The sequence below is a fragment of the Sinorhizobium sojae CCBAU 05684 genome (assembly GCF_002288525.1).
In the GTDB taxonomy this organism is placed as follows: domain Bacteria; phylum Pseudomonadota; class Alphaproteobacteria; order Rhizobiales; family Rhizobiaceae; genus Sinorhizobium; species Sinorhizobium sojae.
Genome location: NZ_CP023068.1, coordinates 187,475 through 201,765 on the forward strand (window position 1 = coordinate 187,475; position 14,291 = coordinate 201,765).

A 14,291-nucleotide genomic window follows, 5' to 3' on the forward strand; every position below is an offset into this window, starting at 1 on the left:
GGTCTTTCCTTTCGCGGTCAGGCAGCGGTGTCGATGCAGATATATTTGAGCTCGGTGAAGGCCTCCATGCCGTGGCGGGAGCCCTCTCGGCCAAGGCCGGACTGCTTCCAGCCGCCGAAGGGGATCGGCCCGCCGGTGATCTTCACCCGGTTTATCGCGACCATGCCGTATTCCAGCGCCCGGGCGAGCCGCATCTGGCGGGCACCGTTTTCGGTGACGACATAGGCGACGAGCCCGTACTCGGTGTCGTTGGCGCGGTCGATCACTTCATCCTCGCTGTCGAAGCCGGTGACGGCTGCGACCGGGCCGAATGTTTCCTCACGCATGATGAGCGCACCGTCGGGCACGTCGGCCAGCAATGTCGGTTGGAAGAACAGTGGCCCTGCCGGGTGGCGCCCGCCGCCGGCGACGAGCCGGGCGCCCCGCTCCAGGGCATCGGCCACCTGCTCCTCGACCTTGGCGACGGCCCGCGCATGCATCAGGGGTCCGACGTCGGTGCCGGCTTCGAGGCCGGGGCCTACCCTCAGGCGCGCGATCCGCCCTGCGAAAGCCTCCTCAAAGGCCTGGAGGATCGGCCGTTCGACATAGATGCGGTTGGCTGCAAGGCAATCCTGCCCGGAGGTCGCGAACTTCGCCGCGACTGCGATCTCGGCTGCCTTCTCGATATCGGCGTCGGCAAAGACGATCAGCGGTGCGTGCCCCCCGAGCTCCATCACCAGCCGCTTCATCGTCGGCGCCGATTGGGCTGCGATAAGCCTGCCGATCTCCGTCGACCCGGTGAAGCTCATGGCGCGGACACGCGCGTCTTCACACATGTGCCCGACGACTGTTGCCGCCTTTCCCGGAACGACATTGAATACACCCGGCGGGAGACCGGCGCGTTCGCCGAGTTCTGCAAGGGCCAGAGCGGAAAGCGGTGTTTCGGAGGAGGGGTGCGCGACGACGGTGCACCCGGCCGCAAGTGCGGCAGCTGCCTTGCGGGTGATCATGGCGGAGGGAAAATTCCAGGGCGTGACGATGCCCACGACGCCGAGCGCTTCGCGGCGCACGAGCATCTCGGCTCCTGGAAGATGGCTCGCCACGCTTTCGGCGTTGAGGCGCTTGCCCTCCTCGGCATACCACTCGATGAAAGACGCGGCGTAGTCGATCTCGCCGCGCGACTCGGCAAGCGGCTTGCCCTGTTCCAGCGTCATGATGAGGGCAAGGTCCTCGCGGGATGCGAGCATCAGCTCGTGCCATTTGCGCAGAATTTGAGCGCGCGCCTGCGGCAGCCTGTTGCGCCAGGATCTGAATGCCTTTTCCGCCGCATCGATCGCTTCAGCCGTTTGGCCTCCATCGACGGAAGCGACGAAGGCGAGCGCGGTGCCGCTGGCGGGATCGCTTACCTCGAGACACTTGCCGTCACGTCCGGCGACCCAGCGGCCGCCGACATAGGCGAGCTCGCGCAGCAATTGCCGGTCGTTTAGCTGCTTCAAGGCTTCGTGAAAGGCGGTGCGGGCAAAGACGGCGGTCATGGCGGGTCTCCTCGGGCTGATCTCCTCGGTCTGGCCTTGAGAAGTCTGACATCCTTGCCGCGAGAGATTGTCCAATCATCCGCCCTGCGCCGGAGACTTTGACCAAAGTCGCGGCGGTCGCGAGAGAGATTGTCTCCGCTACGAGGAAAATCGCTTAGCGTGTGGAACAGAAGCTTTCCTCGCCCGTTGTGCGAAACACGTTTCCGCGTCAAGGAGGGAGGATCGTGCCATGGCCCCGTCATTGCCCCATCGACCCGCCGCTACGGCTGATGAGCACATCCTGACCGTGCAGGAGGCGCTGGAGCCCCTGTATGCGGAACTTGAGCAAGAGGTGGAAGCCGTGCTGGTCGAGGCGGCGGTTTCTGCAGGCTGGTCCGCCGACGAAGCGCTCCAGGCGATCGAGGAATTGAAGCGACACGACGTTCTCTCCGATCACGAAAGCTAGCGCGAGGCCCGCGACGTCCGCCGGGCGCATCAAGGACCGCCCCGCCTGGCTCCATCCTTTTCAATTCACCTGCGGCAAGAGCGAGTCGAGCGGCAGCACGGTCTCTTCCTTGACCGTCTTGGTGACGATGTAGGTGAAATAGCGATCGATGCCGATATCGCGGCCGAGCAACTCGTCGACAAGTCGCTGATAGGCATCGATGTCGGCCGTCACGACCCTGAGCATATAGTCCACCCCACCGCCGACCGACCAACAGGCGACGATCTCGGGAGTGGAGGCGATCGCGCGCTCGAAGCGGTCGAAATCCGCTTGTCGGTGGTTGCCCAGCGTCACTTCCACGAAAACGCTCGCTACCGGTGCAACACGGCGGAGCGCCAGCCGGGCGTGATAACCGGTGACGATGCCGGCCTTTTCGAGCTTCCTGAGCCGCACCCAACACGGCGTCGGCGACAGGCCGGCTTTCTCGGCGAGCGCCAGCTTGGTGATGCGCCCGTCGGCCTGGATCGCCTCCAGGATCCGCAGATCGATGGCGTCGAGTTTCATTGGCTGGGACCCGGGTTTCGCCTGTTCATGTGATATGTCGGGAAAAGAGATTGGATTCTCACTTTAGCATTGTCAATTGAGATGATTTTTATCACTCTAAAATCATGACAAGTTGGGTTCCCGATATAGCGCTCCTGCGCCGTCCGGCCTATCTCTCTCTGGCCGACCAATTTTCCCGTGCCATTCAGGAGGGCAAGCTTCAGAACGGCACGCGACTGCCCACGCATCGAAAGCTCGCGGATGAGCTGCAGCTCTCCGTGCAAACGGTAAGCCGCGCCTATGAGGAGCTTATCCGCCGGGGTCTCGTCACGGGCGAGGTCGGCCGCGGCAGCTTCGTTCAGACGCGCCCGCGCGAGCCGGATCCTCCCTATCTTCCGGAGCGCTTGGGGGAACTGATCGATCTTTCGATCCTCAAGCCCGTCTGCGAGCAGCTTCACGTTGAAAAGATGCGTCAGGCCTTTGCCTGGCTTGCTGAGACTCTTCCCGCCAGTTCGGCGCTGTCGTTCCGGCCGAACACGGTGTTCCCGCGTCACCGCAATGTTGCCGTCGAGTGGCTGTCACGGTGTGGGCTCGCCGTATCCCCGCTCCATGTCAATCTTACCAACGGCGCGACCTCGGCGATGACCGTGGCGCTGATGAGCGTCGCCCCGCCGGGTTCGACGGTCGCAACGGAAGCCATCAGTCATCACACGCTCGTGCCGCTTTCCTCCTATCTCGGTATTCACTTGCAAGGGCTGCCAATCGATGACGATGGGATGATTCCGGATGCATTGGACGAGGCCTGCCGCAAAGGCGTCATTCGTGCCGTGTTCCTGCAGCCGTCGGTGATCAATCCGACGGCGACCCTGATGAGCGCCGAACGACGGGGTGCGCTCGCGGAGGTGGCGCGACGGCACGATATGGCGATCATCGAAAACGACATCCTGGGGCCTCTGGTGGAGGGGCGGCCGCCGCCGGTCGCCGCCCTCGCACCGGAACGAACGCTCTATGTCACCAGCTTCACAAAGATCACGGTGCCGGGTCTGAGGATCGGCTATCTCGTGGCACCGGACCGCTACGCCGCGGCAGTCGCCAACCGGCATCTGGTGTCGAACTGGATGGCCACGCCTTCGATTGCCGAGATCGCAACACGCTGGGTGAGCGACGGCACGGCGCTCGAGCTCGTGAATTGGCAACGCCGCGCGCTCGCCGCGCGCCAGCGGATTGCCGCGGATGCGCTTGGCGGCCTAGCCTATCGCAGCCATCCGCAAAGTCTCCACGCCTGGCTGCCGCTGCCCGAGGGGCATCAGGAAGATGCCTTCGTCTCGCAGGCGCGGCTGCGGGGGGTGGCGATCGCTCCGGGCGCCTCTTTCCGCACTGCCGATAGCGGGTGGCGCCCGGCGGTGCGGATATCGCTGGGTTCGACGACCGAGGAAGAGCTCAAGACGGGTCTCGGAATCGTCGCCTCCCTGGCATTGGGCGATCCGGAGGCGCTATTGCTCGCGATCTGATTTGGATGCGTGTGCTTTTTGCGCCGCCAGTATAATTGTCATGATATTATTATTTGGATTGACATGATTTTCCATGCGGCCCATCGTTAGGGCGTAAATGTCTCGGAGGGGAGACGTGCATGGCCGAGCCGATCATCCGCATCGATAACATCGTTAAGCGATACGGTCCTCTGACCGTTCTCGACGGGTTGTCCATGGAGGTCATGCCGGGGGAGAAGCTTGCCCTGATCGGCCCGTCGGGCTCGGGCAAGACGACGATCCTTCGAATCCTGATGACACTGGAGACGATCAACGACGGCTTCATTCAGATCGACGGTGAACAGCTCTACCACGTGAAAAAGGGGGACAGCCTCGTGCCGGCCGACGAGGGGCACCTGCACAGGATGCGCGAGAAGATCGGCATGGTCTTCCAGCACTTCAACCTGTTCCCTCACAAATGCGTTCTCGACAATGTGACGCTCGCACCGATGCTGACAAAAGGCATCCAGCGCGCCGCGGCCGAAAAGCGGGCAATGGAGCTGCTTGACATGGTCGGCCTGGCGGACAAGGCCAAGAGCATGCCGGCACAGCTTTCCGGCGGCCAGAAGCAGCGCGTCGCGATTGCCCGGGCGCTGGCGCTGTCCCCGAAAATCATGCTGTTCGACGAGGTGACTTCCGCCCTCGATCCCGAGCTCGTCGAGGAAGTTCTGAACGTCATGCGCAGGCTCGCGTCCGAGACGGACATGACGATGCTTCTCGTCACCCATGAGATGGGCTTCGCCCACGACTTTGCCGACCGGGTGCTTTTCTTCGACCGCGGCAAGATCGTCGAGGAAGGTAAGCCCGAGGACATCTTCCGGCACCCGAAGCAGGAACGCACGCAGACTTTCCTTCGCAAGATCATAGCGGCAGGGCACCGCGTCTAAGCCCCAGGGCTGGCATTGCCTCGAACTGGACAGCAAGAACAATAGAGGAGTTGGGACCATGAAACTGAGGCAACGTATGGCAGTGGCGTCAGGCGCCACGGCGCTGCTGGTAGCAATCGCGGTGTCGCCCGCTGCGGCGGACGAGAACAAGCTGGAAGAACTGCGAGAGCAGGGATTCGCACGCATCGCCATCGCCAATGAACCGCCGTTCACGGCGGTCGGAGCCGACGGCAAGGTGTCGGGCGCCGCGCCGGATGTCGCGCGCGAGATCTTCAAGCGGCTCGGAGTTCCGGACGTCGTCGCTTCGATCTCCGAATATGGCGCGATGATTCCGGGGCTCCAGGCGGGGCGCCACGACGCCATCACCGCCGGGCTGTTCATGAAGCCCGAGCGTTGCGCCGCCGTGGCCTATTCCGAGCCGATCCTCTGCGATGCCGAGGCTTTCGCGCTCAAGAAGGGCAATCCCCTCGGGCTCCGGAGCTACAAGGACATAGCCGATAATCCGGATGCCAAGATCGGTGCCCCCGGCGGCGGCACAGAGGAGAAGCTCGCACTCGAGGCCGGTGTGCCGCGTGATCGCGTGATCGTCGTACCGGACGGTCAAAGCGGGATGAAAATGTTGCAGGACGGTCGCATCGACGTCTACTCGTTGCCGGTACTGTCGATCAACGACCTCGTTTCCAAGGCGAATGATCCGAACATCGAGGTGGTGGCACCCGTCGAAGGGGCGCCGGTCTATTGCGATGGCGCCGCCTTCAGGAAGGGTGACGAGGCTTTGCGCGATGCCTTCGATGTCGAACTCGCCAAGATGAAGGAGTCCGGCGAATTCGCGAAGATCATCGAGCCCTACGGCTTCTCGGCTGAGGCCGCGATGTCGACCTCCCGCGAAAAGCTCTGCGCGGCTCAGTAGCGTTAGCCGTTCCCGTTCAAGGCCTTCCCTCCGGATGGCGGAGGGAAGGCCCGATCAAGTGCGCGCAGCCAAACGCCAATCTGACTGGAACACGTGAACGATGATCGACTGGTCCGGCTATATCGGGTTGATCCTTGAGGGTGCATGGGTGACCGTGCAACTGACGCTGATGGGCTCTGCGCTCGCCCTCGTCGTTGCCTTTGCGGCCGGGCTCGGGCGGCTCAGCCGCTTCATGGCCGTGCGCGCGCTTGCGACGACCTACATCGAATTCTTCCGGGGCACCTCGATTTTCGTGCAGCTCTTCTGGGCCTATTTCGTCCTGCCCTTCGTCGGCATCACGCTGACGCCGCTTCAGGCCGGCGTGCTCGCGCTCGGCCTCAATGTCGGCGCCTATGGGGCAGAAGTGGTGCGGGGTGCGGTGCAGGCGATCGGCCGTGAACAACGGGAGGCCTGCATCGCGCTCAATCTCACGCGCTACCAGGCGATGCGCCACATTGTTTTGCCGCAGGCGCTGCCGCTGATGCTGCCGACCTTCGGCAACAACGCCATCGAGCTTTTGAAGGGAACCGCAGTGGTCTCCCTGATCTCGCTCACCGACATGACCTTCCAGGCGCAGGTGGTTCGTGCTCAGACCGGCAGCACGCTGATCCCGTTCGCCACGATCCTGGTGCTCTACTTCATCATGGCCTGGCTGATCTCGCTCGGCATGCGCTGGCTGGAGCGGCGCGTGACCCGTGGCCTCGAGGGCGTGAGGGTTTGATCATGGAATGGGACTGGGAATTCGTTTGGCAAATCATGCCGACCCTCATCGAGGGAGTGAAAATCACCATTCTCGCGACCTTCCTCGGTGCGATCGTCGCCGCCGTGATCGGCCTTGTCTTCGCCATCCTTCGCATGTCGGCTCCCGCACCGGTCGCGCGGACCACGGCCTTTGCGGTGGAGTTCATTCGCGGCACGCCCCTGCTCGTGCAACTTTACTTCATCTTCTACGTGCTGCCGGATATCGGCATCCGTTTGCCGGCACTCGTGGCGGGCGTCATAGGCCTCGGCATCCACTACGGCACCTACGCCGCCGAGGTTTACCGGGCGGGCATCGAGAACGTTCCGCGCGGCCAGTGGGAGGCGGCCAGGGCGACGAACCTGACAATGCCGCAGACCTGGGTCCACGTGGTTCTGCCGCAGGCCATCCCCCCGATGATCCCGGCGCTTTCGAATTACTTGATTGCCATGTTCAAGGAGACACCGCTGCTCTCGGCCATAACCGTGCTCGAGCTCATGAACCAGGCCAAGAGCATCGCCAACAGCAACTATCGCTATATCGAGCCGATGACGCTCGTCGGTGTGTTCTTCCTGGTCATGAGCCTGATTTCGGTGCTCTTCCTGCGCTGGCTGGAAGCGCGCTATGCACGCGTGGACGGACGCTGATGGAAAGACCTCTCACCCTGGCAGCGCGCGCGCCGCGCCTCGAGGACCGGCCGCTACCCAGGCGCATCGGTCTGATCGTGCTTGCCACCGACCATACGACGGAGGTGGATTATCAGAGGCTGGTCGCATCCGAGCGCATTGGCGTCTACGTCGCGCGTCTCCCCTATGCGAACCCGGTCACAGCGGAAAATCTCCGGGCCATGCAACCTTCGCTCACCGCGGCTGCAGGACTGATCCTGCCCGATGAGACGCTCGATGTAGTGATGTATTCCTGTACATCGGCCTCGGTCGTCATCGGAGACGAGGAAATCGCCGCGGCGATCAAAGCCGCCAAGCCAGAAGCCGCCGTCGTGACGCCGACGCGAGCCGCGGTAAACGGTCTGCGGGCGCTGGGCGCGCGACGAATTTCGGTGCTGACCCCCTATACGGTCGAGACCAGCCGTCCGATGGCGGATTATTTCGCTGCGCTCGGCTTCGAAATCGACCGGTTCACCTGTCTCGGGCTTTCCGATGATCGGCAGATGGCGCGGATCGCACCCGAGGAGATCGCTGCCTTTGCAAAGGAGGCGGTGGCGCCGCAATCCGACGCCCTCTTCATCTCCTGCACTGCCCTTCGGGCGGCGGCCATCGTCGCCGGCACCGAGGCGGCGACCGGCAGACCCGTCGTCAGCAGCAACCTGGCGACAGCCTGGGCCTGCCTGCGCCTCTGCGGCAATGGCGAGGCGCGGCCGGAACTTGGACGACTGATGGCGCTGCCGCTTGAGAGGGAATGGCCGTGAAAGCCTCGCTTCCCGTCACAGTCGAAGACATCGAAGCCGCACGGCGGCGCATATCCGGCCGCGTACTGCGCACGCCCCTCGCATTCTCGGCCTCGCTTGGCGAAATTTGCGGCGTTCCCGTCGGCTTGAAGCTTGAGCATCATCAGACGACCGGCAGCTTCAAGCTGCGCGGCGCCACCAATGCAGTTCTGTCGCTTTCCGCCGACGAGCGGGCGCGTGGTGTTGTCGCCGCGTCGACCGGAAATCACGGCCGTGCGCTCGTCCATGCCGCCAAGGCGGAGGGCATGCTTGCGACGATCTGCATGTCGCGCCTGGTGCCCGATAACAAGGTCCGCGAGATCCGCCGTCTTGGCGCCGATGTTCGGATCGGCGGCAAGTCACAGGATGAGGCGCAGCAGGAGGTCGAGCGGCTCGTCGCTGAGAAAGGTCTCGTCATGGTGCCGCCTTTCGATAATTCGGCGGTCGTGGCGGGGCAAGGCACGCTCGGTCTCGAGATCATCGAACAGATGCCGGAGGTCGCCACGGTCCTCGTTCCCGTCTCTGGCGGGGGGCTCGCCTCCGGCGTTGCCGCGGCGATCAAGGCGCAGAGCCCGGCGACGCGGATCGTCGGCCTGACAATGGCCCGCGGCGCCGCGATGAATGCGAGCCTTGCCGCCGGAAAGCCGATGCTTGTCAAAGAATATCCGAGCCTTGCCGATTCGCTCGGCGGCGGCATCGGGCTCGACAATCATGTGACTTTCCGCATGTGCCGGGAGCTGATCGACGACATCGTTCTCCTCTCGGAAGAGGAGATCGCCGCGGGCATGCGCCATGCCTATACCCAAGAGCGGGAGATCGTCGAAGGCGCCGGCGCAGTCGGCATCGCGGCGCTTCTCGCCGGAAAGGTCATGGCCTTCGATGGGCCGATCGCAGTCATTCTCTCCGGCCGCAACGTCGACATGGGCCTGCATCTGCGGGTGATGAATGGTGAAGCGGACCCGTTCCGCGTGGAGGCTCAATGACACGGATGAAGATCCTTACCGAGGCGGATTTGCGTCGCATCGTTCCACTCGACCGCGAGGCGGTTGCCTGCGTGGAGGATGCTTTCCATGCGCTCGCCACAAAATCGGTGGCCATGCCGCCGATCCTGAGGCTCGATATTCCGGAGCATCGCGGCGAGGTCGATGTGAAGACCGCCTATGTGCCCGGCCTCGACGGTTTTGCGATCAAGATCAGTCCTGGCTTCTTCGACAATCCCAGCATCGGCCTGCCGAGCACCAACGGCATGATGGTGCTTCTGTCGAGCCGCACCGGCTTGGTGCAGGCGCTGCTTCTCGACAACGGCTATCTCACCGACGTGCGCACCGCGGCTGCCGGGGCGGTTGCCGCCAAACACCTGGCGCGGGAGGATTCTTCCGTTGCCGCAATCCTCGGCGCCGGCATGCAGGCGGGGCTGCAACTCGAAGCACTCAGCCTCGTCCGCCCGATCCGCGAGGCGCGCCTTTGGGCTCGAAAGGCATCGAGGGCCGAGGCGGCGGCAGCGGCGCTTTCCGAAAAATTGGGCATTCCGGTCAGGGCAGTCGCTGATCCGAAGGCGGCTGTCGCGGATGCCGATGTGATCGTCACAACCACGCCGTCGGAGGAGCCGATCCTCCAGGCCGAATGGCTGCAAGCGGGGCAGCACGTTACCGCCATGGGCTCCGATGCCGAGCACAAAAACGAACTCGATCCCAACGCGATTCTTCGTGCCACCTATGTCGCGGACAGCCTGAAGCAGACGCGGCGGCTCGGAGAACTGCATCACGCGATCGCCGCGGGAATTGTCTCCCCGGGTGCCGAGTTCGCCGAACTCGGCCACGTCGTCGCCGGGCTGCGGGGTGGGCGAAGCCGTGCCGACGAGATCACCATAGCCGACCTGACCGGCACCGGCATACAGGACACCGCCATAGCGACCTTGGCTTTCGCACGAGCCGAAGCGGCAGATGCGGGAGTGGCATTCGAAAGCTGAAAATCCGGACAGCCGCAGACGAGGAAACAAACATGACTCTTCCGACCCTCAAATTCTCCCTTGGGGAATACGAAGCACGGCTCAGGAAAACCCGGGACGCCATGGCGGCAACGGGGGTGGACCTCCTGATCGTCAGCGATCCGTCCAACATGGCCTGGCTCACGGGCTATGATGGCTGGTCCTTCTATGTGCATCAGGCGGTGATCGTGCCGCCCTCGGGCGAGCCGATCTGGTTCGGCCGCGGCCAGGATGCGAATGGCGCCCGGCTCACCAGCTATCTCGGCCACGGCAACATCATCGGCTACCCCGATCACTACGTGCAGTCGACTGAGCGCCACCCGATGGACTATCTCTCGGGCATTCTCACCGACCGCGGTTGGGGTTCGCTGCGGATCGGCGTCGAGATGGACAATTACTGGTTCTCCGCGGCCGCCTTCGCTTCGCTGCAGAATCATCTGCCGAATGCCCGTTTCGTCGATGCGACCGCCCTCGTGAATTGGCAGCGGGCCGTGAAGAGCGAGACGGAAATCAAGTATATGCGCAATGCCGCGCGGATCGTCGAAGCCATGCATGAGCGCATCTTCGACAGAATCGAGGTCGGCATGCGCAAATGCGATCTGGTCGCCGAGATTTACGATGCCGGAACGCGCGGGGTCGACGGCATAGGCGGTGATTATCCGGCCATCGTGCCGCTCCTGCCTTCAGGCGTAGAGGCATCCGCGCCGCATTTGACCTGGGACGACCGGCCGTTGAAGAGGGGCGAGGGCACCTTCTTCGAGATTGCCGGCTGCTACAACCGTTATCACGTGCCGCTGTCGCGGACGGTTTTCCTCGGCAAGCCGACGCCGGCCTTCCTCGATGCCGAGAAGGCGACGCTCGAGGGCATGGAGGCGGGCCTTGCGGTGGCGAAACCGGGCAATACCTGCGAGGACATCGCAAAGGCCTTCTTCGCGGTGCTGAAGAAATACGGAATCGTCAAAGACAATCGCACCGGTTACCCGATCGGCCTTTCCTATCCGCCGGACTGGGGCGAGCGCACCATGAGCCTGCGGCCGGGCGACAGGACCGAACTGAAGCCCGGAATGACCTTCCACTTCATGACCGGGCTCTGGCTCGAGGACATGGGCTTCGAGACGACGGAGAGCATCCTCATCACCGAGACCGGTGTCGAATGTCTCGCCTCTGTGCCGCGCAAGCTGATGGTCAAGGACTGAATCATGAGGGAGCAGCATTTACGGCCATCGCCGATCAGCGCCACGGTCGACTTCGAGGCGGATGGCGTGCAGCACGGGGTCCTGCGCCTGCCCTATAGCCGCGATGATTCGGCCTGGGGTTCGGTGATGATTCCAATCGCGGTCGTGAAGAACGGCGCCGGTCCGACCGCTCTCCTGACGGGGGGTAATCACGGCGACGAATATGAGGGGCCGATCGCGCTCTTCGATCTCGCAAGGAGCCTCGATCCGGCCGAGGTCCGAGGCAGAGTGATCATCGTGCCCGCCATGAACTATCCGGCATTTCAGGAGGGGACGCGTACATCACCTATCGACAGGGGCAACATGAACCGCAGTTTTCCGGGCAGACCGGACGGGACGGTGACGGAGAAGATCGCCGATTATTTTCATCGTGTTCTCCTGCCCCTGGCGGACATCGTCCTCGATTTTCATTCCGGTGGAAGGACGCTCGATTTTCTTCCCTTCTGCGCCGCCCACATATTGGAGGACAAGCTACAGGAGGCAAAGGCCTTCGAATTGGTCGAGGCTTTTGGCGCGCCCTATTCGATGAAGATGCTGGAGATCGACGCAGTCGGAATGTACGACACGGCGGCCGAGGAGATGGGCAAGATCTTCATCACAACGGAACTCGGTGGCGGCGGAACGGCGACGGCCAGAAGTGCCGGGATCGCCAAGCGGGGCACGAGAAACGTTCTACGTCGCGCGGGCATCATTGGGGGTGAGGTCGCGTGCTTTGGCACGCAATGGCTGGATATGCCGAGCGAAGATTGCTTCGCCTTTGCCGAGGACGCGGGCCTGGTCGAGTTCCTGGTCGATCTGGGGGACGCAGTTTCGAAGGGCTCGGTGATTGCGCTGATTTATCCGATCGGCCGAACCGGTGCCGAGCCCATCGAGATACGCGCCAGAATGCATGGGCTCCTCGTCGCTCGCCACTTTCCAGGGCTGATAAAGGCTGGCGACTGTTGCGCCGTCGTCGGCGTCGGCATCTGATGCATGTCGCCCAAAAAGGTGTGCAGCGGCTTTGGGGCAACGACATGCGTAAAGAAAAGGACCTTACTCGAGAGCCCAATGGGCAAACGGAAGATGCGAAAAGGGGAGGCTATCGAACGAAATAGGTCTCGATCGCGCCGACGCCCCTTAAATTGAGCACGCAACGAGGCTCCAGCCGGCACGGTCCGCGAAGCGCGCGGCGGGTCGCCTCCGAGATCTGGATGCGGTCGGCAACGCCCTGGGACTCCAGTCGGCTTGCAACGTTCACGGTCTCCCCCCACACGTCATAGACGAAACGAAGGCGGCCGATCAGTCCGGCGACGACCGGCCCTGAATGGATCCCGATACGGATACGGAAGCGGTCGCCCCCGTCGGGGGCCATGTTCTCCAGGGATTCCAGCATGGACTTGCCGAGGGCCACTATCCTGTCGGCGTGATCCGCCGAGGGCTCGGGAATGCCGCAGGCGGCCATATAGGCGTCCCCGATGGTCTTGATCTTCTCGACGCAATGCTCCTGTGTCAGAAGGTCGAATTTGCTGAACATCCCGTCCAGGCGCCGGACCAAGTCCGACGGGGCCAGCCGCGCCGCGATGGGCGTGAAGCCGACGATATCCGCAAAAAGAATGGAAACCTCGTCGAAGCGGTCGGCGATGATCTCCTCCCCGCCATGCAATCGGGAAACGATCTGATGGGGCAGGATCGCATGGATGAGCGCGTCGGCACGGCTCTTTTCCGTTTCGATCTGCTGCAGATAGCGGTGCTCGCGGTCGAGCCAGCGCTTTTTCTCGAGCGTGGAGTTGATGCGCGCACGCAAGAGGATCGGGTTGAAGGGTTTCGTCAGATAGTCATCGGCGCCCGCCTCGATGCATCGGGCCACCGCCGCGACTTCGCTCAAGCCCGAGATCATGATCACCGGGAGGTGCCGCCATCGGTCCTCCGTCTTCAGCCGCGAGAGCATCTCGATGCCGTTCATGTCGGGCATCAATATGTCGAGAAGGATGAGGTCGAACTCGTCTTCCGCCAGCCTCGCAAGCGCGGCGAGACCCGACTCGGCCGTGACGACGCGATGGCCTTCGCGCCGCAGTCGCAGCGAGAGAAGATCGCGATTGCTGGCGACGTCGTCGACGACGAGTATGGTGCCGGTCGGAGCAGGCCATTCATCATGCTCTTGCTTGAAAAGTAGCCGTTCGAGCTCGGCCGCGTCTATCTCGGTTCGAACTTCCGGCTCGAGCGCTTCGATCGACTCTCCACGCGAGAGACCGGCAAGCGCATCGACCTGTTTCAGGAGTTCCTCGGCTGACGAAAGGATTTCGGCGAGATCCTCCTTGAGCGCGTGCTGCTGCAGGTCGCCTGCCTCTTCGAGGATCATTTCCGAATAGCCGATGATGGCATTGAGCGGCGTGCGCAGATCGTGGCGCAGCCTTGCCTCGGCCTCCGCGTCGCCTGCCTCGGCGCAATCGGCAGTGCCGTCCATTAGCCGGTCGATGAGGCCGTTCAGTTGCCTTGCAGCGGCGCCGATCCGCTCGAGATCGCCCAGCAGGCGCGTCAAGCCGAGATCCCACGCCTGCTCGAGTAGCAGTTCCTGAAACCCCAGAATTGCGCGCGCAGGGCCGGCCAGCCGCTGCTCGACATGGGCGGCGATGGCCTGGCGCTGAAACTCGTTCCCGATGCTCATGCAAAGGCGCTCAAGGCGATGTCTCCAGCAATTGCTCGATCTTCCTGACCAGCTGCAAGAGGTCTATCGGCTTGCTGTCATAGTCGTCGCAGCCGGCCTCGAGCGCCATGTCCCGGTCGTTCGCCATCGCGTGCGCGGTGAGCGCGATGACCGGGATCCCGCACGTCGCAGGATTGGCCTTGATCCGCCGTGTGGCCTCCCATCCATCCATGACGGGCAGGCTCATGTCCATGAGGATCAGGTCCGGTCTTTCCGAGGTGGCGAGCTCGACGCCGACCTGTCCATTCTCTGCGATCAGCACATCGAAGCCGCGACGGGACAGTCGCCGTGAAAGCATGTCGCGGTTCATTTCATTGTCTTCCACCAGAAGGATTCTCGTCATTTCGGCCTCCTTCG

General features: G+C 63.2%; 15 protein-coding genes. 11 read left to right on the plus strand and 4 right to left on the minus strand.

From position 1 onward, the window contains the following. Positions 1-17 precede the first annotated feature (17 nt). Positions 18-1,514 (minus strand): NAD-dependent succinate-semialdehyde dehydrogenase, encoded by a 1,497-nt coding sequence (locus tag SJ05684_RS18585; RefSeq protein ID WP_034857190.1) that lies wholly within the window; start codon positions 1,512-1,514, stop codon positions 18-20. A 229-nt stretch (positions 1,515-1,743) separates the two neighbouring features. Between SJ05684_RS18585 and SJ05684_RS18590 the strand changes: the two genes are divergently transcribed. After that, positions 1,744-1,959 carry a hypothetical protein gene (locus SJ05684_RS18590; RefSeq protein ID WP_034857191.1) on the plus strand — a complete coding sequence of 72 codons (216 nt, stop codon included), beginning with the start codon at positions 1,744-1,746 and terminating at the stop codon, positions 1,957-1,959. 60 nt (positions 1,960-2,019) lie between these two features. On the opposite strand, the gene SJ05684_RS18595 is transcribed toward SJ05684_RS18590, so the two are convergent. Further along, positions 2,020-2,502 (minus strand): Lrp/AsnC family transcriptional regulator, encoded by a 483-nt coding sequence (locus SJ05684_RS18595; RefSeq protein ID WP_034857193.1) that lies wholly within the window; start codon positions 2,500-2,502, stop codon positions 2,020-2,022. 104 nt (positions 2,503-2,606) lie between these two features. On the opposite strand from SJ05684_RS18595, the gene ehuR reads away from it, so the two are divergent. From ehuR to doeB, 10 genes are all read left to right on the plus strand, one after another. Further along, positions 2,607-3,992: a MocR-like ectoine utilization transcription factor EhuR gene (ehuR, locus tag SJ05684_RS18600; RefSeq protein WP_034857195.1), complete on the plus strand. Its 1,386-nt coding sequence runs from the start codon at positions 2,607-2,609 to the stop codon at positions 3,990-3,992. Between the two features lie 119 nt (positions 3,993-4,111). Next, positions 4,112-4,897 carry an ectoine/hydroxyectoine ABC transporter ATP-binding protein EhuA gene (gene ehuA, locus SJ05684_RS18605; RefSeq protein WP_034857197.1) on the plus strand — a complete coding sequence of 262 codons (786 nt, stop codon included), beginning with the start codon at positions 4,112-4,114 and terminating at the stop codon, positions 4,895-4,897. A gap of 58 nt (positions 4,898-4,955) precedes the next feature. Beyond that, positions 4,956-5,807, plus strand: a complete 852-nt coding sequence (gene ehuB, locus SJ05684_RS18610) for an ectoine/hydroxyectoine ABC transporter substrate-binding protein EhuB (protein ID WP_034857198.1) — start codon at positions 4,956-4,958, stop codon at positions 5,805-5,807. A gap of 100 nt (positions 5,808-5,907) precedes the next feature. Beyond that, a complete protein-coding gene (gene ehuC, locus SJ05684_RS18615; protein ID WP_034857200.1) occupies positions 5,908-6,567 on the plus strand; it encodes an ectoine/hydroxyectoine ABC transporter permease subunit EhuC in 660 nt (219 codons plus the stop codon). A gap of 2 nt (positions 6,568-6,569) precedes the next feature. Continuing rightward, positions 6,570-7,232: an ectoine/hydroxyectoine ABC transporter permease subunit EhuD gene (gene ehuD / locus SJ05684_RS18620; RefSeq protein ID WP_034857202.1), complete on the plus strand. Its 663-nt coding sequence runs from the start codon at positions 6,570-6,572 to the stop codon at positions 7,230-7,232. Next, positions 7,232-8,011: an ectoine utilization protein EutA gene (gene eutA, locus SJ05684_RS18625; protein WP_034857204.1), complete on the plus strand. Its 780-nt coding sequence runs from the start codon at positions 7,232-7,234 to the stop codon at positions 8,009-8,011. Before ehuD ends, eutA begins: the two co-directional genes overlap by 1 nt. After that, positions 8,008-9,012, plus strand: a complete 1,005-nt coding sequence (eutB, locus tag SJ05684_RS18630; protein WP_034857225.1) for a hydroxyectoine utilization dehydratase EutB — start codon at positions 8,008-8,010, stop codon at positions 9,010-9,012. The genes eutA and eutB overlap by 4 nt, the downstream gene beginning before the upstream one ends. After that, a complete protein-coding gene (gene eutC, locus SJ05684_RS18635) occupies positions 9,009-9,998 on the plus strand; it encodes an ectoine utilization protein EutC (protein WP_034857206.1) in 990 nt (329 codons plus the stop codon). Before eutB ends, eutC begins: the two co-directional genes overlap by 4 nt. 32 nt (positions 9,999-10,030) lie before the next feature. Beyond that, positions 10,031-11,212, plus strand: coding sequence for an ectoine hydrolase DoeA (gene doeA / locus SJ05684_RS18640; RefSeq protein WP_034857208.1), 1,182 nt, complete (start codon positions 10,031-10,033; stop codon positions 11,210-11,212). A 3-nt stretch (positions 11,213-11,215) separates the two neighbouring features. Next, entirely contained in the window at positions 11,216-12,220 is a 1,005-nt protein-coding gene (gene doeB, locus SJ05684_RS18645) for a N(2)-acetyl-L-2,4-diaminobutanoate deacetylase DoeB (protein WP_034857210.1), read from the plus strand. 109 nt (positions 12,221-12,329) lie between these two features. Here the strand turns inward: doeB and SJ05684_RS18650 are convergent, their stop codons facing one another. Further along, positions 12,330-13,895, minus strand: coding sequence for an adenylate/guanylate cyclase domain-containing protein (locus SJ05684_RS18650; RefSeq protein WP_034857212.1), 1,566 nt, complete (start codon positions 13,893-13,895; stop codon positions 12,330-12,332). 10 nt (positions 13,896-13,905) lie between these two features. Further along, positions 13,906-14,277, minus strand: coding sequence for a response regulator (locus SJ05684_RS18655; RefSeq protein WP_034857213.1), 372 nt, complete (start codon positions 14,275-14,277; stop codon positions 13,906-13,908). Positions 14,278-14,291: the final 14 nt, after the last annotated feature.